Annotated in this window: 18 protein-coding genes; 5 read left to right on the top strand and 13 right to left on the bottom strand. The window is 70.6% G+C overall.

Annotation, left to right across the window (positions count from 1 at the left end):
• The first annotated feature begins 161 nt into the window (after positions 1-161).
• Positions 162-845, top strand: a complete 684-nt coding sequence (gene rpe, locus L107_RS06150; protein WP_159817084.1) for a ribulose-phosphate 3-epimerase — start codon at positions 162-164, stop codon at positions 843-845.
• Positions 846-931: 86 nt separating this feature from the next.
• On the opposite strand, the gene ccsB is transcribed toward rpe, so the two are convergent.
• The 7 genes from ccsB to L107_RS06185 form a co-directional block, all read right to left on the bottom strand.
• Complete coding sequence (gene ccsB / locus L107_RS06155; protein ID WP_159817086.1) at positions 932-1843, bottom strand: c-type cytochrome biogenesis protein CcsB; 912 nt, start codon at positions 1841-1843, stop codon at positions 932-934.
• Positions 1844-1898: 55 nt separating this feature from the next.
• Positions 1899-3059 carry an LptF/LptG family permease gene (locus L107_RS06160; RefSeq protein ID WP_201295832.1) on the bottom strand — a complete coding sequence of 387 codons (1161 nt, stop codon included), beginning with the start codon at positions 3057-3059 and terminating at the stop codon, positions 1899-1901.
• A 56-nt stretch (positions 3060-3115) separates the two neighbouring features.
• Positions 3116-3844 (bottom strand): LPS export ABC transporter ATP-binding protein, encoded by a 729-nt coding sequence (gene lptB / locus L107_RS06165; protein ID WP_159817090.1) that lies wholly within the window; start codon positions 3842-3844, stop codon positions 3116-3118.
• A complete protein-coding gene (locus tag L107_RS06170; protein ID WP_370515401.1) occupies positions 3841-4314 on the bottom strand; it encodes an LptA/OstA family protein in 474 nt (157 codons plus the stop codon). Before L107_RS06170 ends, lptB begins: the two co-directional genes overlap by 4 nt.
• A gap of 29 nt (positions 4315-4343) precedes the next feature.
• Positions 4344-4760, bottom strand: a complete 417-nt coding sequence (locus L107_RS06175; RefSeq protein WP_159817094.1) for a DUF309 domain-containing protein — start codon at positions 4758-4760, stop codon at positions 4344-4346.
• Positions 4757-6565 (bottom strand): translational GTPase TypA, encoded by a 1809-nt coding sequence (typA, locus tag L107_RS06180; RefSeq protein ID WP_106219954.1) that lies wholly within the window; start codon positions 6563-6565, stop codon positions 4757-4759. Before typA ends, L107_RS06175 begins: the two co-directional genes overlap by 4 nt.
• Before the next feature lie 324 nt (positions 6566-6889).
• A complete protein-coding gene (locus tag L107_RS06185; protein ID WP_159817096.1) occupies positions 6890-7603 on the bottom strand; it encodes a D-alanyl-D-alanine carboxypeptidase family protein in 714 nt (237 codons plus the stop codon).
• A gap of 154 nt (positions 7604-7757) precedes the next feature.
• Here L107_RS06185 and chlP point away from each other — a divergent pair, with 154 nt between their 5' ends.
• The gene (gene chlP / locus L107_RS06190) at positions 7758-9161 is read left to right on the top strand and encodes a geranylgeranyl reductase (RefSeq protein ID WP_159817098.1); all 1404 of its coding nucleotides are present in this window, start codon (positions 7758-7760) and stop codon (positions 9159-9161) included.
• Positions 9162-9186: 25 nt separating this feature from the next.
• Here chlP and L107_RS06195 read toward each other — a convergent pair whose 3' ends face one another.
• A complete protein-coding gene (locus L107_RS06195; protein WP_159817449.1) occupies positions 9187-10494 on the bottom strand; it encodes a hemolysin family protein in 1308 nt (435 codons plus the stop codon).
• Positions 10495-10924: 430 nt separating this feature from the next.
• On the opposite strand from L107_RS06195, the gene L107_RS16640 reads away from it, so the two are divergent.
• Positions 10925-11149 carry a hypothetical protein gene (locus L107_RS16640; RefSeq protein ID WP_236550532.1) on the top strand — a complete coding sequence of 75 codons (225 nt, stop codon included), beginning with the start codon at positions 10925-10927 and terminating at the stop codon, positions 11147-11149.
• Positions 11150-11161: 12 nt separating this feature from the next.
• Here the strand turns inward: L107_RS16640 and glyS are convergent, their stop codons facing one another.
• On the bottom strand, positions 11162-13327 hold the full coding sequence (gene glyS, locus L107_RS06205) for a glycine--tRNA ligase subunit beta (RefSeq protein ID WP_159817100.1): 2166 nt from the start codon (positions 13325-13327) through the stop codon (positions 11162-11164).
• Between the two features lie 113 nt (positions 13328-13440).
• On the opposite strand from glyS, the gene sir reads away from it, so the two are divergent.
• A complete protein-coding gene (sir, locus tag L107_RS06210) occupies positions 13441-15210 on the top strand; it encodes a sulfite reductase, ferredoxin dependent (RefSeq protein ID WP_159817451.1) in 1770 nt (589 codons plus the stop codon).
• The gene (locus L107_RS06215) at positions 15210-15677 is read left to right on the top strand and encodes a hypothetical protein (RefSeq protein WP_159817102.1); all 468 of its coding nucleotides are present in this window, start codon (positions 15210-15212) and stop codon (positions 15675-15677) included. Before sir ends, L107_RS06215 begins: the two co-directional genes overlap by 1 nt.
• Here the strand turns inward: L107_RS06215 and L107_RS06220 are convergent.
• From L107_RS06220 to tsf, 4 genes are read right to left on the bottom strand one after another with little or no spacing between them, the layout of a single operon-like run.
• Positions 15614-16357: a M15 family metallopeptidase gene (locus L107_RS06220; protein WP_201295817.1), complete on the bottom strand. Its 744-nt coding sequence runs from the start codon at positions 16355-16357 to the stop codon at positions 15614-15616. The two genes, L107_RS06215 and L107_RS06220, sit on opposite strands and share 64 nt — an antisense overlap.
• A 44-nt stretch (positions 16358-16401) precedes the next feature.
• Positions 16402-18894 (bottom strand): ATP-dependent DNA helicase RecG, encoded by a 2493-nt coding sequence (gene recG, locus L107_RS06225; RefSeq protein ID WP_159817104.1) that lies wholly within the window; start codon positions 18892-18894, stop codon positions 16402-16404.
• A gap of 14 nt (positions 18895-18908) precedes the next feature.
• Positions 18909-20054 carry a hypothetical protein gene (locus L107_RS06230; protein ID WP_236550533.1) on the bottom strand — a complete coding sequence of 382 codons (1146 nt, stop codon included), beginning with the start codon at positions 20052-20054 and terminating at the stop codon, positions 18909-18911.
• Positions 20055-20064: 10 nt separating this feature from the next.
• Entirely contained in the window at positions 20065-20724 is a 660-nt protein-coding gene (gene tsf, locus L107_RS06235) for a translation elongation factor Ts (protein ID WP_159817106.1), read from the bottom strand.
• Between the last annotated feature and the right edge of the window lie 11 nt (positions 20725-20735).

Raw genomic sequence — 20735 nt, forward strand, 5'->3', positions numbered from 1 at the left:
CCGGAGGCGGACCGCAGGCAAAGCGGGGAAGGTTCCAGCCGCTGCAAGGCCTCTCGGAATCGAAGCGGGGCCATCGTATCAGCGCGCCCGGGATCCCCCCGGGGGTCCCACGGTGGGCGGCTCCTTACAATCGCTTCACTCTTCCGCTGCGGTGGCCGTCCATGAGCACCAAGCCCCTGGTGATCTCCCCGTCGATCCTCTCGGCCGACTTCTCCCGCCTCGGGGACGACGTCCGGGCCGTCGACGCCGCCGGCGCCGACTGGATCCATGTGGATGTGATGGACGGCCGCTTCGTGCCCAACATCACCATCGGCCCGCTGATCGTCGAGGCCCTGCGCCCCGTCACGGCCAAGCCCCTGGACGTGCACCTGATGATCGTCGAGCCCGAGAAGTACGTGGCCGATTTCGCCAAGGCCGGCGCGGACATCATCAGCGTCCAGGTGGAGGCCTGCCCCCACCTGCACCGCAACCTCAGCCAGATCAAGGACCTGGGCAAGATGGCCGGTGCCGTGCTCAACCCCAGCACCCCCCTGGACACCCTCGAGTACTGCCTGGAGCTCTGTGATCTGGTGCTGATCATGAGCGTCAACCCCGGCTTCGGCGGCCAGAGCTTCATCCCCTCCCAGGTGGAGAAGATCCGCCAGCTGCGCCGCCTCTGCGACGAGCGGGGTCTGGATCCCTGGATCGAGGTGGATGGCGGCATCAAGGCCGCCAACGCCTGGCAGGTGATCGAGGCGGGCGCCAACGCGATCGTCAGCGGCTCCGGGGTGTTCAGCCAGGCCGACTACGCCGAGGCCATCACCGGCATCCGCAACAGCCGCCGCCCCGAACCGGCCCTGGTCTGAGGGTCAGCAGGCCGCCCTTACCGGAGGCGGCCCTTCCTTTTTGCCGGGTGAGCCCGCGGCTGGGCAACCGCAAACCGTGCGGGCGCTCAGCTGCCCAGGAACCAGCCGTAGCTGTGCAGTCCGATGCCCAGCAGGTTGACACCGATGTAGCAGACGGCGATCACCACCAGGCCCGCCGAGGCCACCAGCGCCGGTCGACGACCCTGCCAGCCGCGGATCAGGCGGGTGTGCAGGTAGGCGGCGTAGACCAGCCAGCAGATCAGGGCCCAGGTCTCCTTCGGGTCCCAGCTCCACCAGCTGCCCCAGGCCTCATTCGCCCATACGGCCCCGCTCACGAGGCCCACCGACAGCAGCAGGAAGCCCACCGTGATGGTGCGGTAGCTGAGGCTGTCGAGCTGTTCACTGATGCGGAAGCTGCTGCTGCTGAGCGCCATGGCGCCGGGGCCGTCGCTGGCCAGCCGGGCCTGGCGGAAGCCGCCGCTGCCGATGGAGCTGCTGCGCAGCTCCAGATCCTCGTTGCGGTCGACGAACAGCACCGCCACCGACAGCAGCGAGCCCACCAGCAGGGCCGCATAGCTGACCATGATCACGCTGACGTGCATGACCAGCCAGCTGGAGCGCAGGGCCGGCACCAGGGGCGAGGCCTCCTGGAGGCGATCCGGCAGGGCGAAGCTGGCGAAGGCCACACAGCCCAGAGCCATCGGCGTGGCCGCCGCCGCCACCAGCGGGTTGGGCCAGCTGCGCTCCACCAGCAGCTGGGTGAGGGTGCAGGCCCAGGCCAGGAAGCAGAGCGATTCGTAGAGGTTGCTGATCGGGAAGTGGCCCGACTCCCACCAGCGCAGCACCAGCTGGGCCGTGAGGCAGAGATTGGCCGAGGCCACCAGGATCCTGACCACCGGGTTGCTCTGGCCGCCGCTGACGGACCAGAAGGCGATGGGCAGCACCAGAAGGAGCAGGGCGAAGGCCGCGAGGCCGAGACCGATGACCGGATCGTTCACCAAGGGAGCGGATCGAAACCGATCCACTTTGCCGTGCCGTCCCCCCGGTGGGGCCTCAGCGGCTGGCCTGCCGCAGCAGCCAGAGCCCCCCGGCCAGGCCGATGACCACCGGCAGCCAGGCCGCCAGGAAGGGCATCAGGGTGCCCGTGATCCCCAGGGAGCTGAAGATGAAGGACATCAGGTAGTAGCCGAAGATCAGCAGCACGCTGATGCCGAACCCCTGGCTGCGGCTGGTGCGGGAATTGGGCCGCACCCCCAGGCTGCTGCCGATCAGGCCGAACACCAGGCAGATGGCCGGGAAGGCGAACTTCTCCTGGATCCGCACCCGCAGCCGCCGCGCCTCCTTGGTGTTGTTGGCCTCCAGCAGCAGCCGCTCCGCCGTCAGGGCCTGGCCCACGGTCATGGTGCTGGCGTCGGTGGGCAGCTGGGCCACCTCGATCGGGTCACGGGTGAAGGGGTAGAGGTAACGGTCGAAGCTGGCGGAGGTGGTGGTGCCGCTGGCCACGTCGATGTTGGTGATGCGGCCCTTGTTGAACTCCCACATGCCCTCCTGCTCGTTCCACTTGCCGGTCAGCGCCGTGAGCATCTGCCGGTAACCGTGGCGTGAGAAGTCGAGCAGGGTGACATCGAGCATGACCCCCTTGCGGAACTGGCGGGCATGGAAGATGTGGGTCAGCCACTTCACCGACTCGCCGTTGGCCAGCTTGACGTCGGTGAAGCGGGAATAGAGGGCGTTGTCGCTCTGCTCGGTGGCGATGGCCTTGCCCAGGGCCCGCTCGAGGCTGTTGGTGGCCGCCAGATTGGCCCGCGGCACGATCGCATCGTTGAAGACGAAGGTGAGCAGGGTCATCGCCAGGGCCAGGACCATGGCCGGCAGCACCATCCGGCGGGTGCTCACCCCGACGCTGCGCAGGGCGGTCAGTTCGCTGCTGCCCGAGAGGCGGCTGTAGGCCAGCAGGGTGGCCATCAGGGTGGCCATCGGAAAGGACAGCACCAGGAAGGAGGGCAGGCGCAGCAGCAGCACCTGGATGGCCGCCATCACCGGCAGCCCCGACTCGGCCACCCGCCGCACCAGCTCGAACACCGCCCCCACCGACAGGGACACGGCCGTGAAGGCGGCGATGCCGAACAGCAACGGGCCCAGCAGCTCCTGCAGCAGCCAGCGATCAAGCAGGGGCAGGTCCCGCCAGCGCGGCACCCGCCTCCAGTCGCCCAGCCGCTCCCCGCCCGGCCGCTGCAGCCAGGGGGGACGCTTCTCCAGCAGGGCCCCTTTCAAAGCTGGAAACCCTCGCCGAGGTAGTGACGCCGCACCAGGGGATCGTTGGCCACGGTATGGGAGGCACCGGAGGCAAGGATCCTGCCATCGGCCAGGATGTAGGCCCGGTCGGTGATCGCCAGGGTCTCCCGGACGTTGTGATCGGTGATCAGCACGCCCATGCCACGGCCCCGCAGGCTGTCGATCAGGGCCTGGAGATCGGCGACGGCCATGGGATCCACCCCCGCGAAGGGTTCGTCCAGCAGCAGGTAGCGGGGGCCCTGGTCGCCCACCGCCAGGGCCCGGGCCACCTCGCAGCGGCGCCGCTCCCCGCCGGAGAGCTGGTAGCCGCGGCGGTTCTGGAAGCCGCTCAGATGGAAGTCTTCGATCAGCACCTCCAGGCGCCGGCGGCGGCCGGCGGGCTCGGCACCACTCTCCTGAAGGGCGAGCATCAGGTTGTCGCGGACGCTGAGCTGGCGGAACACGCTCGCCTCCTGGGGCAGGTAGCCGATGCCCAGCCGGGCACGGCGGGGCATCGGCAGATGGGCCACCGACTGCCCATCCAGCAGCACCTGACCGCAGTCGGGCCGCAGCAGGCCGGTGATCAGGTTGAACGTGGTGGTCTTGCCGGCCCCGTTGGGCCCCAGCAGCCCCACCACCTCCCCAGGGTGGAGATCCAGGCTCACGTCGGTCACCAGGGGGCGGCCGGCGAGGGTGATGGCCACCCTCTCCAGAACCAGACTCACGGCTTGGGGGGGGCAGGCTTGGCGGAGCCCTGCTGCTGCAGGCGGAACTTGCTGAAGACCTGCTTCCCGGCCGGCGGTTCCGCCAGCATGCGCTCGCTGTCGAGCTGATAGACAAGCCGCTCCGCCCGCAGGCGCTGGCCATCGGTGTCGATCACGTCGACATCGCCGGTGAGCACCAGACGCCCTTCGTTGCTGAAGTACTGGGCCTGCCGCGACGTGGCCGTCATGCCGCGATCGGCGTAGACGATGCGCACGTTGCCCGTGGCGGTGACGATGCCGTTCTGGTTGTCGGCCTGCTGCACGTCGGACTCGATCGTGACCATGCCGGTGGCGGGCGCCTTCGGCCGCGGGGCCTGGGCCGTGGCGGCCGGCGCCTGGGCCGCGACGGGGAGGGACGGGAGCACCATCAGGGCGGCGCCCACGAACCCCGCGGCGAGCACGAACAGCAGTGGGCGGGGGGGCAGGGTCAAGGTGGAAATCGTGGAGGCCTTGAGTGTGCTCAATGTACCGGCGCCGTGCCCGTTCCCCGCGCCAGTTCCAGGCGCGGCAGGGGCAGACCAGTGAGGTCGGCCTGCTGCTGCAGGGCCTCCAGGCGCCGGGCGGCCCGGAGGCGGACAGGTTCCAGGGCCAGGCCCAGGGCCTCGTCACCGCAGCCCCGCAGCCGGCCCAGCCCCTCGCCCATCAGCACCGTGGCACCGCGGCGGTTGTCGCGTTCCAGGTGCAGCTCGGCCACGGCGATCTGGAGCAGACCCTGCAGCACGGGCCGCATCGGTCCCTGGGTCTCGTGCCAGAGCTCCTCGAAGTCGTCGTGGCAGGCGTACCACGCGGCCGCATTGAAGTGATCGACGGCCTGCCGCAGGCGGGGGTCGGCCTGCAGCAGGGTTTCCTCATCGGCGGATGGGGCGCCGGAGCTCAACGCTTGGCGGGCTTCTTCACCGGCATCTTGCGCAGCCGGATCGACTCGGGGGTGACCTCCAGCATCTCGTCGGGGCCGATGTACTCGAGGGCCCGCTCCAGGGTCATCTGAATCGGCGACTGGAGGGTGTCGAGCACTTCGGCGCCGGCCGAGCGGATGTTGGTGACCTGCTTGGCCTTGCAGACGTTGAGTTCGAGGTCGGGCGGGCGGTTGTGCTCGCCGACGATCATTCCCTTGTAGACCTTGGTGCCGGGGGTGATGAAGAACTGGCCCCGGTCCTCGGCACCCTTGAGGGCGTAGAAGGTGGCGGTGCCCTCCTCGAAGGCGATCAGCACGCCGTTGCGGCGGGCGTCGAAGTCGCCCTGCATGGGGCGGTAATCGAGGAAGGAGTGGCTCATGATCCCCTCGCCGCGGGTGGCACGGATGAAGTCACCCCGGAAGCCGATCAGGCCGCGGGAGGGCACCACGAACTCCAGCTGGGTGCGGCCGTCACTGGTGGCTTCCATGTTCTGCATCTCGCCCTTGCGGATGCCGAGCTTCTCGATGCAGCTGCCGACGGCCTCCTCGGGCACGTCCATCACCAGGGTCTCGAACGGCTCGTGGGGGGTGCCGTCGATGGTGCGGAAGATCACCTGGGGCTGGGACACCTGGAACTCGAAGCCCTCGCGACGCATCGTCTCGATCAGGATGCCGAGGTGGAGCTCACCACGGCCGCAGACCGAGAAGCGGTCGGGGGAGTCGGTGTCCTCCACCCGCAGGGCCACGTTGGTGAGCAGCTCCCGCTGCAGCCGGTCGCGCAGCTGGCGGCTGGTGACGAACTTGCCTTCCTTGCCGGCGAAGGGGGAATCGTTGACGACGAAGGTCATCTGCAGGGTGGGTTCGTCCACCTTGATCAGCGGCAGGGCCTCGGGATGGTCGGGGCAGGCGATGGTCTCGCCGATGTTGACCTCGTCGAAGCCGGCCACGGCCACCAGATCACCCGCCCGGGCTTCCGGGATCTCCACCCGCTGCAGCCCCTGGAAGCCGAGCAGCTTGCTGATCCGGCCGCGCTTGATGCTGCCGTCGTCGCGGATCAGGGCGACGTTCTGGCCGCCGGTGATCGTGCCGTTGTGGACCCGGCCGATCATGATCCGGCCCAGGAAATCGGAGTAGTCGAGGGTGGTGACCTGCAGCTGCAGGGGCTTGGCGGGATCCCCCACCGGCGGCGGCACATGCCGCAGGATGGCGTCGAAGAGCGGCTTCATGTTGTCGCTCTCGGTGGCCATGTCGGGCTTGGCGTAACCGCCCATGCCGCTGCCGAAGAGATAGGTGAAATCACACTGGTCGTCGTCGGCGCCGAGCTCGATGAACAGATCGAGCACCTTGTCGACCGCCTGTTCCGGATCGACGCGGGCCCGGTCGATCTTGTTGACGAACACGATCGGCCGCAGACCTTTTTCAAGGGCCTTCTTGAGCACGAAGCGCGTCTGGGGCATGGGCCCTTCGTTGGCGTCCACGATCAGCAGACAGCCATCCACCATGCCCAGCACCCGCTCCACCTCGCCGCCGAAATCGGAGTGACCCGGGGTATCAACGATGTTGATGCGGATGCCGTTGTAATCAACGGCGGTGTTCTTGGAGAGGATCGTGATCCCGCGCTCCCGTTCCAGGTCGTTGGAATCCATCACGCAGGTGGGCACCGCTTCACCTTCGCGGAAGATGCCGGACTGCTCGAGCAGGGCATCCACCAGGGTGGTCTTGCCGTGGTCGACGTGGGCAATGATCGCGATATTGCGTATCGGGGCGCCTTTGATGTCGCCGCTCATGGGAATGTCGTCCTGCGAAGGTGAGGGAAGGGGATCGTCGGAATCGAATCGACGGTGGTCGTCTCCAGGGAAACGGGGCGTTGATGGCGAAACGAAAAAGACATGTCGCTGCCAACGGGGCGTTCTGCTGGGCGTTGAACTGGACGGGACGGAATGTCCGGAGCCCTGAACAGGGACCGACCAGCGCTCTGACGTCTCGTCAGGGTTTTTGGGGGAACCCTGCCGCGCCGGCCCGGTGGGACATGTGGCGAACGTTGAAGCGAATCTTTATCCTACTCCCACCCCCTCCTGGCAGCCCGGCGGCGGGTCCCCGAACCCACCGGCTCAGCGGGCCAGACGCTGGGCCGGCTCGAACATCTCCAGGGCTTCGGTGGACCCTTCGAAGCGCCAGTGCCAGGGTTCGTAGCTCACGCCCTGGGAGTTGCCCCTGGGGAAGGAACGCACGAAGTGGAAGCGGGCCGCGTTGCGATCGAGCCAGCGGTAGGCCTCGGTGGTCTCGAAGCTCTCCATCAGATTGGTGGACGGCAGGCGACCGTCCCCCAGATCCACGGCGAAGCCGGTGCTGTGCTCGGAGAAGCCGGGCGGCGCACTGACCCGGGCCCGGTCGGCGGAGGTCTGGTTGCGTTCGGCCTTGACATCGAAGAACAGCTGCTTCTGCAGCTCGACGCTGCGCCAGGCGCTGAGCACCGTCAGGACGACACCGTCGGCATCGGCGGCGGCCCGCATGGCCTCGAGGGCCCGGGCCGCGTCCGGCCGCAGGCGCAGGCCGGGGGCGATGGCCACCAGCTCGGCGGGGTCGGCTTCGGGATAGGGAAAGTGGCCGAGGAGCCGGCCATCCGGCCCCAGACGGGCCGACAGTCCCGGCACGGGGGTGGGCGTGATCCAGGAGCGCAGGGGGCCGATCAGCAGCAGCACACTGCCGCCGGCCAGCAGGGCACCGCTGAGCACCACCTGGGCGATCCGCCTGGGAACGGAGGTTGGCCGGCGCGGAGGGGGCGTGGAGCGCCGGGCCAGCGGGATGTCGTCACCAGTGGGCATCAGCGGCTGGCGGAGCGTGGGCGGGCATTCCCTCAGCCGCGAGCGACCCTCCATCTTAGGTGGGAGCTCATTTCAGTCGATTCCATACCGGGCAGTCACCGGTTCGGCAGTGTTAGCTTCCCCCCCACATCCCAATGGCGGAGCAGGTTTCAAGATGTTGCGAGTGGCAGTCGTGGGCGGCGGCCCCAGCGGTTCCTGTGCTGCGGAAGTTCTCGCCAAGGCCGGCATCGAGACCTGGCTGTTCGAGCGCAAGCTCGACAACGCCAAACCGTGCGGTGGGGCGATTCCCCTTTGCATGGTGGAGGAATTCGATCTGCCGGAATCGATCATCGACCGCAAGGTGCGGAACATGCGGATGATCTCCCCCTCCAACCGGGAGGTGGACATCCACCTGGAGAACAGCAACGAATACATCGGCATGTGCCGCCGGGAAGTGCTCGACGGTTTCCTGCGCAACCGGGCCGCCGAACTCGGCGCCCATCTGGTCAACGGCCTGGTGCAGAGCATCGACACCGGCAGCCAGCGCCAGGGTCCCTACACCCTCCACTACGCCGATTACTCCTCCGGCGGCCCCACCGGTGAGCTCAAGACCCTCGAGGTGGATCTGATCGTCGGTGCCGACGGCGCCAACAGCCGGGTGGCCAAGGCCATGGATGCCGGCGACTACAACGTGGCGATCGCCTTCCAGGAGCGCATTCGCCTCCCGGCCGAGGAGATGGCCTACTACGAGGATCTCGCGGAGATGTACGTCGGCACCGACGTGTCGCCCGATTTCTATGCCTGGGTCTTCCCCAAGTACGACCACGTGGCGGTGGGCACCGGCACCATGCAGGCCAACCAGTCCCTGATCAAGGGGCTCCAGAAGGGCATCCGCGAGCGGGCCAGCCGCCGTCTGCTGCGGGGTGAGGTGATCAAGGTGGAGGCGCACCCCATCCCCGAGCATCCCCGCCCCCGGCGGGTGGTGGGCCGCATGGCCCTGGTGGGCGATGCCGCCGGCTACGTCACCAAGAGCTCCGGCGAAGGCATCTACTTCGCCGCCAAGAGCGGCCGCATGTGCGCCGAGGAGATCGTCGCCGCCAGCGCCTCCGGCAGCCGCATCCCCACCGAGAAGGAGCTCAAGGTCTACATCCGCAAGTGGGACCGCAAGTACGGCGCCACCTACAAGGTGCTGGAACTGCTGCAGAACATCTTCTACAGCAATGATGCCGCCCGGGAAGCGTTCGTCGAGATGTGCGACGACAAGGACGTGCAGCGCCTCACCTTCGACAGCTACCTCTACAAGCGGGTGGTGGCGATGAATCCCTGGCAGCAGATCAAGCTCACGGTGCTCACCCTGGGGGCGGTGCTGCGGGGCCAGGCCCTGGCTCCTGCCGGCTACAAGCCGGTGCCCAGCGCCGTGCGCTCGGTGGAGGAGGCCGAAGCGATCCTGGCGGCCGCCGAGCCCCGCTCGGCCATGAAGCCGGCCGGCGTCCATGCCGCGACCCCGCCCGCCGACCCCGATGCCGGCACCGACCCCGATGCCGGCTCCAAAAAGGAGCCGGTGCTGGTGGCCAAATGAGGATCGCGGTGTGAAGCTCGCCTGATCAGGCCAGTTCCGGAGCCGGGTCGAGACGGCTGACCAGCAGCTTGTCGACCCGGTTGCCGTCCATGTCGACCACTTCGATCCGCAGCCCTTCCCACGTGAAGACGTCACCGGCCCTGGGGATCTGCTCGAGCCCATGCATCACAAAGCCGCCCAGGGTCTGGTAGCCGCCCCGGAGCTCCTCCGTCAGAGGCCGTCGGCCCACCAGTTCCTCGAAGTCGGCGATGTCGAGGGCTCCGTCGAGCAGCCAGGACCCATCCTGGCGGACGATGACCATCGGGTCGTCCCTGTCCGTGGCCGAGGAGAGGTCGCCGACGATCGCCTCCATCACGTCATTCAGGGTCACCAGCCCTTCGATGCCCCCGAATTCGTCGGTCACCAGGGCGATGTGGATGCCCGTGCTCTTGAACTGCTCGATCAGCTTCAGGGCCCGGGTGCTCTCCCCCACGTAGAGCGGGGCCTGGACCAGGGTCTCCACCGGGCCGGGGCCCTCGGTGATCCTGGCCGCCAGAACGGCCCGGCCGCGCACCACCCCCACGCAGGCATCGAGGCTGCCTCGGGCCACCGGGAACAGGGAATGGTTGCCTTCGATCACCTGCTGCAGATGGGTCTCGGGGGAATCGGAAAGATCCAGCCAGCGGATGTCGGTGCGGGGGGTCATGATCGCCCTGACGGGGCGGTCGGCCAGCCGGAACACCCGTTCGACCATGGCGTGTTCGGCCTCCTCGAACAGGCCGGACTCCGTTCCCCTGCGCAGCAGGGTCCTGATCTCGTCTTCGGTGATCTCCGGTTCGCCCCCCTCGCCGATGCCGATCAGGCTCAGCAGGCGATCGGTGGACGAGCCCAGCAGATGGGCCAGGGGGGCCATCCAGCGCGACAGGCTCCGCATGGCGGGGGCCACCAGGCAGGCGATGCGCTCCGGGTCATGCAGAGCGATGCGCTTGGGCACCAGCTCTCCCAGCACCAAGGACAGGAACGTGATCAGCGTGACCACCAGTCCGAGGGACAGGGGATCGGCCCAGGCCCGCAGCGGGGGGACGGCCTCCAGCAGCGGCCGCAGGCCCTCGGCCACCCGTGAGCCGCCCAGGGCACCACTGAGAATGCCGATCAATGTGATGCCGATCTGCACCGTCGACAGAAAATCGTTCGGGGATCGGATGAGTTTCAGAGCCACTTCCGCCTTGTGGTCTCCGGCCTCCGCCAGGTGCTCGAGGCGCAATCTCCGGGCCGACATCATTGCCAGTTCCGAACCCGAAAAGACCCCGTTGATCAGAATCAGGAGAACGATCAGAACACCGTCGAACAGCATCGGCAATTTGAGTGATGGCTCCTCGACCAGCGGTCGGAGCGGACAGACAAGTTAGGGGACGCCCGCTGAAGGTCTTTGCCAGGAGACCCCGCGAGGACGCCGATGCCGTCGGGCTGCTCCGCCGCCTGGGCCAGGGCAGCCGCCACCCGGTGCTGGTGAACGACCTGATCCGCCGCCCCTGGGCTACGGGCTGGCCTGGCTGGGGTGCCGGCTGCTGAGTCGCTCGCCGATCGTTCACCTCGAGGGTCCCGTGTCGGTGCCGGGGGCCTTCCGGATGGATGAGGCCCCTGATCCGGTGGACCGGTGACCACGGCGTCGCCATGGGCCTGTCCCCGCAGGTCCCTGGCCTGATCGGCGAGCATCTGCGGCCCTGGCTGAGGGGTGGCTGGCCAGCCACGGCCTGACCCCCGACGCCATCGGCGGCTGGGCCGTGCACCCCGGTGGACCCCGGATCCTCCCGGCGGTCACCAAGGGCCTGGATCTCGATCCAGGTCTGATCGAACCCTCGCGGTCGGTCCTGCGGGACTACGGCCACCTGTCGTCCCCGACGCTTCTGTTCATCCTCGAACGCCTGCCGCGCAGCGGTGCTTCCGGGCCCTGCCTGGCCCTGGCCTTCGGACCCGGGCTGTGCATCAAGGTGGCCCTGCTGGCGTGAGGCCGGTCCGCGTCAGCCCCCCAGACGGCTGAAGTCGGCCAGCACCGAGGCCTGGTTGCGCAGCACCGCCAGCAGCCGCAGCCGGTTGCGGCGCAGCCCGGGCTCGTCGCAGAGCACCATGACGCTGTCGGGGCCATCGAAGAAGGCGGCCAGGGTGGTGCCGCTCTCCCCCAGCAGCCGGGCCAGCGGTTCGTAGCGGGCGGTACCGGTGGCGGCGGCATGGACCCCCAGCCGTTCCAGCACCGCCAGCACGGCGGCCTCGCTGGGGGAGGCGAAGAGACCCGGATCCACCACCCCATCGGGGCTGACCTGATCCGCCGCCAGGTCGGCCTGCTCCGCCAGCCGGGAGGCCCGCTGCACCACCGCCTGCACCAGGGGCAGGCGGCCTTCACTGCGCAGGCGCCGCAGCAGCTCCACCCGGGCCCGGGCATCGGCCGGGTCCCGCAGCAGCCGCTCCAGGGGGACGCCATCGCCGGCCACCGCCTGGACCAGATCGGCACCGAAGCCCTCCTCCTCCAGCAGGCTGGCCAGCCGCTGGCGCAGGAAGTCGAGCAGGTCGGCGGCCAGGGTGAGGGGCTGCACCGCCAGCTCAGGCAGCAACCCCTGCCAGTGGGCCGTGGCCTCGGCCATCAGGGCCACCAGGTCGAGCGACCAGTCCCGATCCCAGAGGATCTGCAGCAGTCCGTTGCCCGCCCGGCGCAGGGCATAGGGATCGGAGGAGCCGCTGGGCCGCTCGCCCCTGGCGAAGATGCTCAGCAGCAGCTCCAGCCGTTCCGCCAGGGCCAGCACCGCCCCCGCCTCGGAACCCGGCAGGGCGTCACCGGCGCCGCGGGGCTGGTAATGCTCCAGCACCGCCAGGGCCACGGCGCGGGACTCGCCCTCCGCCAGCAGGTACTTGGCCCCCATCACCCCCTGCAGCTCCGGGAATTCCCCCACCATCTGGCTCACCAGGTCGTGCTTGCACAGGGGGGCGGCCCGCCGGGCGGCCAGGGCGGCGGTGTCAGCCAGCGGCAGGCGGCGGCAGAGCCGATCCGCCAGCCAGGCCAGGCGCTGGCTGCGGTCGGCCAGGCTGCCGAGCCCTTCGGCGAAGGTGACCCGATCGAGGGCCTCGACCCGCTCGGCGCTGCTCTGGCGGCGATCGGCCGCCAGGAAGAAGGCCGCGTCCGCCAGCCGCGCCCGCAGCACCCGCTCATTGCCGCGCCGGATCGTGTCGGCGGCGGCGGCCAGGCCGTTGGACAGGCACAGGAACCGGGGCATCAGGGCCTCGTGGGCCTCCAGGGCCAGGGGATCGGCCGCGGCGTCCGCCAGGCGCAGGGGCACGTAGCGCTGGTGGGAGCGCATCACGGTGCTGAGCACCTCCGGGGGGAGGGCCAGGTAGTCGGTGTCGATGGAGCCCTCGATCAGGCGAGGGGACTCCACCAGGTCCACCAGTTCATCGAACAGGACCTCGGGCAGATCCAGCTCGGCGCCCGCCGCCGTCGCCGCCGCCTCCAGGGCGGAGCGGATCGCGGCACCCCTGGCCCCCCGGTCGACCTGGACATCGGCCGCCTCAAGGGCGGCGGCATAGCCCGCGGCGGAGGGAATCGTCACGGTCCCGGGATGGAGGCGATGCCCGCGGCTGAGGCGGTCGCTGGCCAGGGGCGGATCGACGTCGCTGAGTGCCACCGGCACCACCGCCTCATCGAGCAGCGCCACCAGCCAGCGCAGGGGCCGGCTGAAGCGGCCATCTCCGGCGCCCCAGCGCATGAAGCGCCGCCCCTGCAGGGAACGGATCCAGCCGGGGATGCAGGCGGCCAGCACCTCGGCGGTGGGGCGGCCGGCCTCGGTGGTGCGGGCGAACACGAAGGGGCCCTTGTCGGTGTCGCGGATCTCCAGCTGGTCGGGGCTGCAGCCGCAGCGCCGGGCGAAGCCGATGGCGGCTTGGGTGGGCTGGCCCTCGCGGAACGCCTGCTGGGCCGGCGGACCCTTGCGGTCCTCGACCAGATCCTCCTGCTGGCGGGGCAGGCCGGTGACGGTCACGGCCAGGCGCCGGGGGGTGCCGCCGGTTCGGATGGCGTCGCAGGCGAGGCGGGCTTCCTGCAGGTCGCGGGCCACGATCGCCTGCAGCTGGGGCTGGGCCAGGCGCACGAAGTCGGCCGGCAGTTCCTCGGTTCCGATCTCCAGAAGAAAGGTGGCCATGCAGGGGAACGGGCAGGACGCGACTGTATGCAAAGGAGGGAAACGGCCGGAACCTCCGGCGGGGCGCCCCGTCCCGTTCGCTAGTTTCACTCCAGATACCCGTCCCCATGCCGATGTCCTCGACGACGGTCGCCGACAGCACGTCGCTCCCATCGGCTCCCCCCGCCAAGCCCCCCACCAAACAGGAGGCGCTCAAGGCCGGCAGCGGCCACCTGCATGATCCCCTGGCGGCCGAACTGGGCAACGATCTGCCCAGCTTCACCGATCCCGCCGTCCAGATCCTCAAGTTCCACGGCAGTTACCAGCAGGACGACCGGGACAAACGTCGCAAGGGAGCTGACAAGGACTGGCAGATGATGCTGCGGCTGCGCAACCCCGGCGGGCGCATCCCCACCTCCCTTTATCTGGCGCTCGATGCCCTCGCCGACCGGCTGGGCAACGGCACCCTGCGGATCACAACACGCCAGGCCTTCCAGATGCACGGGGTGCAGAAGACCGATCTCAAGGAGGTGATCGGCGGCATCGTGCGGGCCCTGGGCTCCACCCTGTCGGCCTGTGGGGACATCAACCGCAACGTGATGGCCCCGGCCGCCCCGTTCGAGCGCGATGGCTACCCGGAGGCCCGCCTGCTGGCCGATCAGATCGCCGACCTGCTGGCCCCCCAGGCCGCCGAGGGCTCCTACCTCGACCTCTGGGTGGACGGGGACCTCAGCTACCGGATCAAGCCCAAGGGGCCCGTGAAGAAGGCGCGCCGGCTGCAGGAGAGCGGCGCCGTGTTCAGCGGTGACGCGGCCGAACCCCTCTACGGCTCCACCTACCTGCCGCGCAAGTTCAAGGTGGCCGTCACCGTCCCCGGCGACAACTCGGTGGACCTGCTGACCCAGGACATCGGCCTGGTGCTGTTCAGCGACCCCTCCGGGCGGCCCCTGGGCTGCAATGTCTACGTGGGTGGCGGCATGGGGCGGACCCACAACAAGGAGGAGACCTTCGCCCGCACCGCCGATCCCCTCGGCTACGTGGCCGCCGGCCATGTGCTGGAGCTGGTGCAGGCGATCGTCGCCCTGCAGCGGGACCACGGCGACCGGGAGCAGCGCCGCCACGCCCGCATGAAGTATCTGATCCACGACCGGGGGGTGGACTGGTTCCGCACCGAACTGGGCCGCTACTTCCCCCATCCGATCAAGGGGATGCGCCGGGAGCCCCCCGCTGTGCTCACCGACTACCTGGGCTGGCACCGCCAGTCGCCGGGGCTCTGGTTCGTGGGCCTGCCGGTGCTGTGCGGCCGCCTGCAGGGGGAGCTCAAGAGCGGCCTGCGCCACCTGATCGAGACCTACCAGCTGGAGGTGCGGCTCACCCCCAACCAGGACCTGCTGCTCTGCAACATCGGCAGCGCCCAGCGCGGGTCGGTGCGGGAGGGGCTGGCGGCCCTCGGCCTCACCGCGCCCGAGGCCCCGGCCCCCCTGGCCCGCCATGCCCTGGCCTGTCCCGCCCTGCCCCTGTGCGGCCTGGCGATCACCGAAGCCGAACGGATCCTCCCCGACGTGCTCGAGCGCCTCGAGGCCCTGCTGGAACGGCTGGAGATCACCAAGCCGCTCCTGGTGCGCATGACCGGCTGCCCCAACGGCTGCGCCCGCCCCTACATGGCCGAGATCGGTCTGGTGGGCAGCGCCGTGGACACCTACCAGCTGTGGCTCGGCGGCAGCCACGGCCTGACCCGGCTGGCCCGTCCCTATCTGGAGAAAATGCCCCTGGAGAAGCTGGAGGCCACCCTGGAGCCGCTGCTGGTGGCCTGGCGCGATGAGGGCGGCCCCCGCAGCCGCTTCGGCGACTTCGTTGAGCGGATCGGCGCCGAACGGGTCGGCCAGCTGCTCACCGCCGCCTGATGGGCCGCCCCTGCGCCGGCCCGATCCAGCCCCTGCTGGGTGCCCTGCTCGGCACGGTGCTGGTGGGCCTGCTGCCCTGCTCAGGGCGGAGCAGTGAGGCGGCGGAGCGGCCCCGCGCGCCCGAGGCCCCGGTGCAGTACTTCCAGTCCGATCCCCTGGCCTGCCAGCCGGACGCCATCAGGGCCGCCTACAGGGCCCATCTGCAGCCCTTCGCCGACCAGAGCCCGGCGGTGCTGGCCAAGCTGCGCCGCGTGCAGGACGACATGACCCTGGCCAGCCTCAAGCGCTGCGTCCAGAAGGGTCTGCTGACCCGCCCCCAGGCCAGCGTGCTGTTCCGGGAGCTGGGCCTGACCCTGCCGGGCACCGTGATCCCGGTGACCAGCGCGCCAGCACCCGGCACCGCTCAGCCCGCACCTTCGACGGCACCGTCCGCAGCACCGGCCACGCCTGCCGCAACGGCCCCGTAGAGCGCCTGCGGTTCGCCCCGGCGCCAGGCCCAGAGCTGGTCGCCGTGGCTGAAATGCCACCACTCGTTGGGGTGCTGGGCGAAGCCGGACTCCTCCATCACCGCCGCCAGCAGGCGGCGCCGTTCGTGCCATGCGGCGGCCTCGCTGCCCGGGGCGGCCCCGGCGTAGTGGTCGGGCTCGGAGATGGCTCCGATCGCATCGATCTCGCCGCCCATGGCCAGCGGAAGTCCGCTGTCCTCCGCCAGGGTCAGATCCACCGCGGCGCCGGTGCTGTGGGGGGGCGGGGTGGCCGGATCGGCACTGGGTGGAGCCCAGAAGCGATCCACCTCCGCCGCCACGGCCTGCTGGGGGAGGCCGAAGGCCTCGGGGTCGAGGCCCCGCTCGCGGCAGGCCTCACGGAAGGCATGGCGCACCATGAACGCCTGCACGGCGAGGGGTCGCCAGGCATCGAAGATGGCCAGCCGCCACTGGGGCCGGTGCTGCCGCAGCCGCTCCTGGGCCCGCTCCAGCCGCTCGATCACCCCGCGGCGCAGGCGGAACGGGCTGGCCGCGGGGCCATAGGGCGCCCCCAGGGCCTGGTAAGGGTGGGGCTCCAGCCGCCACAGGCCCGGCGGCAGGTCGTCCAGGGGCTCGCCCGGATCGGCGATGGGAATCGGACTCCAGGGGCGCAGGGGCGGCATGGGGGCGGCGGGCGCGGGTCGGACCGGTGGGCCGGTGCTCTGGCTCAATTCAACTGGGCCGCCTCCACCGAGCGGCGCCGCTGGGCCTCGAGGGCCCCGCGCAGGTGCGGGTGGCGGGCCAGGTCGGGATCCTCCGCCAGGATCCGCCGTGCCGCCAGCCGCGCCTCCTCCAGCACCGCTCCGTCGTCGCTGAGGCTGGCCAGGGCCAGGTCCGGCAGGCCCGACTGGCGGGTGCCGAGCACCTGGCCGGGGCCCCGCAGCCGCAGGTCCATCTCGGCGATCTCGAAGCCGTCGCTGCTGCGGGCCAGCAGCTCGAGACGCTGGCGGGCCATGGCGTTGTCGCCCTCATGCAGCAGCAGGCAATGGGAGGCGGCCGCCCCCCGGCCCACCCGGCCCCGCAGCTGGTGCAGCTGGGCCAGACCGAAGCGCTCGGCATGTTCGATCACCATCACGCTCGCCTCCGGCACATCCACTCCCACCTCCACCACCGTGGTGGACACCAGCACCTGGGAGCGACCCTCCTGGAAGGCGCTGATGGCGCGCTGCTTCTCCTCGCCGGTCATCCGGCCGTGCAGCAGCCCCACCGTGAGCTCGGGAAACACCTCCTCATCGAGGTGGCGGTGCACCTCCACCGCCGAGCGCAGGTCGAGCTTCTCCGATTCCTCCACCAGGGGCAGGACCACGTAGGCCCGCTGCCCCTGGGCCACCTCCTGGCGCACCAGCTCCCAGGCGCCGGCGCGCTCCGATCCCCGCAGCAGGCGGGTGCGGATCGGGGTGCGGCCCGGCGGCAGCTCATCGATCTGGCTGAGGTCGAGGTCGCCGTGGATCGAGAGGGCCAGGGTGCGAGGGATGGGGGTGGCGGTCATCGTCAGCAGGTGGGGCTGGAGCCCCTTGGCCAGCAGCCGGTTGCGCTGCCGCACCCCGAAGCGGTGCTGCTCGTCGACCACCACCAGGCCGAGCCGGTCGAACTGCACCGGATCCTCGAGCAGGGCGTGGGTGCCCACCAGCAGCTTCACCTGGCCGTTGGCCAGGTCCTGCAGCACCTGGCGGCGTCGGCGGGCGGGGGTGGAGCCGGTGAGGAGTTCGATGCTGACGTCGAGCTGGGGCAGCCAGCCGGCCAGCTTGTGGAAGTGCTGGGCGGCCAGCACCTCGGTGGGTGCCATCAGGGCCCCCTGGCAGCCGGCGGCGATGGCCCCCAGCAGGGCCGCCAGGGCCACCACCGTCTTGCCGCTGCCCACGTCCCCCTGGACCAGCCGGGCCATGGGCTGGGGGCGCTCCATGTCGGCGCGGATCTCCGCCAGCACGCGGCTCTGGGCGCCGGTGAGGGGGAAGGGCAGCAGGTCGAGGAAGCGGCTGACCAGGTCCTCGCCGCCGCTGGGCAGCAGCAGCGGCGGGGCCGGAGCGCGGCGCAGGCGCTCCCGCCGCTGCCCCAGGGCCAGCTGCAGCAGCAGGAACTCATCAAACACCAGGCGACGGCGGCAGCGCTGGAGCTCCTCCCGGTCGGCGGGCCGATGGAGCCCCAGCAGCGCCTCCCCACGGCGCGCCAGGCCCAGCTCCAGGCGCAGGGGCTCCGGCAGGGGATCGGGCCAGCGGCTCGCCGCCGGCAGCACCGCGGCGATGGCCCGGGCCAGGGTCTCGCCGCTGAGCCCCTCGGTGAGGGCGTAGACGGGCACGAACCGGCCGATCCGCTCCGAGCGCACCGGCGCGCCGGGGGCCTCCAGCACCTCCAGCAGGGGATCGGCGAAGCAGGGGCCGTAGGGGCTGTCCTTGACCAGGCCGCTGACGGCCACCGTGGCCCCCACCGGGTAGAGCCGCTGCTGGGCCTTGAGCCAGCCGGGGCTGCTGAAGCGGCGGCCGGCGAAGAAGCGCGTCACCCGCAGCCGGCCCGTCACGTCCTGCACCTGCAGCTCCAGGATCGCCAGGTTGGGGTTGCGGGGGCTGCCGAAGGCGTGGCAGCGGCGCACCGTCGCCACGATGGTGGCGGTCCGCCCCGGTTCCAGGGCCGCGATCCGCACCAGGTGGGCGTAATCGAGGTAGTCCCGGGGGTAGTGGTGCACCAGGTCGCGCACCACCAGCAGGCCGAGGGCGGCGAGGCGGGTGGCGGTCTTCGCTCCGATGCCGGGCACCTCCGCCAGCGGCGTCTGGGGATCAAGCCCCCGGGGGCCGCCGGCATCGGGCGCCGCCGGTCCGGCGGCAGCCAGCCGCAGGCGTGGGGGAGCGACGGGCCTGACCTCCTGCCGGCGGCGGCGCAGCTCGTGCAGCGCCTGCCGCAGGCGCCGCACCAGGGTCTGGCGACCCGCCAGCGCCAGATCGCCGTAGCCGGCGGCATCGCGGGCGAGGGCGGCCAGCTGCTGGCGCTCGGCGGGCTCGAGCCCCTCGGGCGGCACCGCCAGGGTGGTGGCGAGGAAGCCGCTGAACCGGTCGCGCCGGCCCTGGAGATCGCCGAAGCCGGCTTCGGCCTCCAGGCGGCAGGCCAGCTGCAGGGGCGTGCACCACCTCTCCAGGGCCTCCGGCGACGGCAGCGCCGGCCCCTCCACGGAGGGGGGGCCGGTCAGTCGTCCGGAATCGATGGGGGGCGGATGTCCTGCAGCCAAAGCTGTTCGGCCTGATGGATCCGTAACCGCCGTTGCAGGCGACGGAACTGCTGGGCCATTCTGCGAACCTCCTGGCGATGCTGCTGCAGCCGCCGCCGGCAGGTGCGCAGGCGGGGCTCCTCCAGCTCCAGATCGGTGGGCCGCAGCAGCACCGCCAGGGTCTGGGCCTGGGGAGCACGTGCGCCGGGGAAGGGCAGGGGCAGCCGCATCAGGTTGGCGGGGGCGGCCATGGTCTCGAGCTGGCCGGCCAGCACCGCGTCCAGCAGGCTCACCGGCAGCAGACTGCGGCTGACGCCGCCGCGCAGCAGCTCGACATTGACGGCGTGGGAGAGGTTGCGCAGGCGCCGGCCCAGGGCCAGCTCCATGCCGTCCATCCAGCGCAGCACCCGCTCGGGATCGTCAGGCAGTCGTCCCGCCTGCCACAGGGTGTCCGCCGGTTCCGGCCCGCACCCTCCCGGCGTCCCGTCCGGGGCGTCATCTTCGGAGTCCGCCTCGGAGTCCGCATCGGGATCCTGCTCGGAGTCCTCGTCAGGGTCGTCGGGCTGGGCGCCGTCCTGATGCTGCGGGGGGCCATCGTCCGGATCGCCCCGCCGCCCTCCGTCGGGATCCGGCGGCTGGGCCTCGCCACGGCCCAGGGACCCCCAGAGGAAGGATCCGCCGGCCAGGGGCGGGGCGAAGGCGATCTGCACCGAGCCGGGCGGCAGGGGCTCCGGCTCCCCGGCGCCGCTCTCCCCCTCCCAGGTGAGTTCCTCCAGCAGCTGCTCCCGCTCATGACGGTCGCGCCGCTGGCGCTCCCGGGAGATCTGGGCCGCCAGGATCACCAGCTGCTCCACCGTGAGCAGGCTGCAGCAGCGGCCCACCAGCTCCTGGATCTGGCCATGCAGCAACCGTCTGCGCTCGACCGGAAGCTCGCTGTAGCGCAGCGGGTGGACCTGGGTGGCGAGATGGAAGCAGGCCTGGCGGACCTGCTGGGGCAGCACCTGACGCAGCACCTGCAGGTACAGGGCGACATGGCGGTAGAGCTCCGGGTTCGACTGACCCAGCCGCTGGGTCAGGGCCTGGAGCTGACCCGGCAGATCAATCGAATCGGACGGGTCGCTCAACGGCTCCGGCTCAGGCCGCCTTGCCCATCGCCGCCACTTCGGCGGCGAAATCCGACTGCTCCACCTCGATGCCCTCACCGAGGGTGTAGCGGGTGAAGCGGCGCACGCGGATGTTCTCGCCGGTCTTGCCGGCGGCCGACTTGACCATCTCACCCACGGTCACGGTGTTGTCGCGGATGAAGGGCTGGTCCATCAGGGCCAGTTCCTTGAGGCGCTTGCCGATGCGCCCCGCCACGATCTTGACCATCATCTCCTCCTTCTTGCCGGCGAGATCGTCGCGACCCATCTCGATGGCCTTCTCCCGCTCCGCCACTTCGGGGGGGATGTCGTCGGTGCTGACGTATTCCACGTTGGGGCAGGCGGCGATCTGCATCGCCACGTTGCGCACCAGCTCCTGGAAGAGTTCACCGCGGGCCACGAAATCGGTCTCGCAGTTCACCTCCACCAGGACGCCGACGCGGGCGCCGGTGTGGATGTAGCTGCCGACGGCCCCTTCGGCCGCCGTGCGACCGGCCTTCTTCTCGGCGGTGGCAATGCCCTTCTGGCGCAGCCATTCGGCGGCCTTGGTGGCATCCCCGCCGGATTCGGTGAGGGCTTTCTTGCAGTCCATCATGCCGGCGCCGGTCTTGTCGCGCAGGTCCTTGACGAGCTTCGCTGTGATCTCAGCCATGGGGTGGGAGT

The sequence above is a fragment of the Cyanobium sp. Copco_Reservoir_LC18 genome (assembly GCF_009834675.1).
Lineage (GTDB): Bacteria > Cyanobacteriota > Cyanobacteriia > PCC-6307 > Cyanobiaceae > Cyanobium > Cyanobium minutissimum.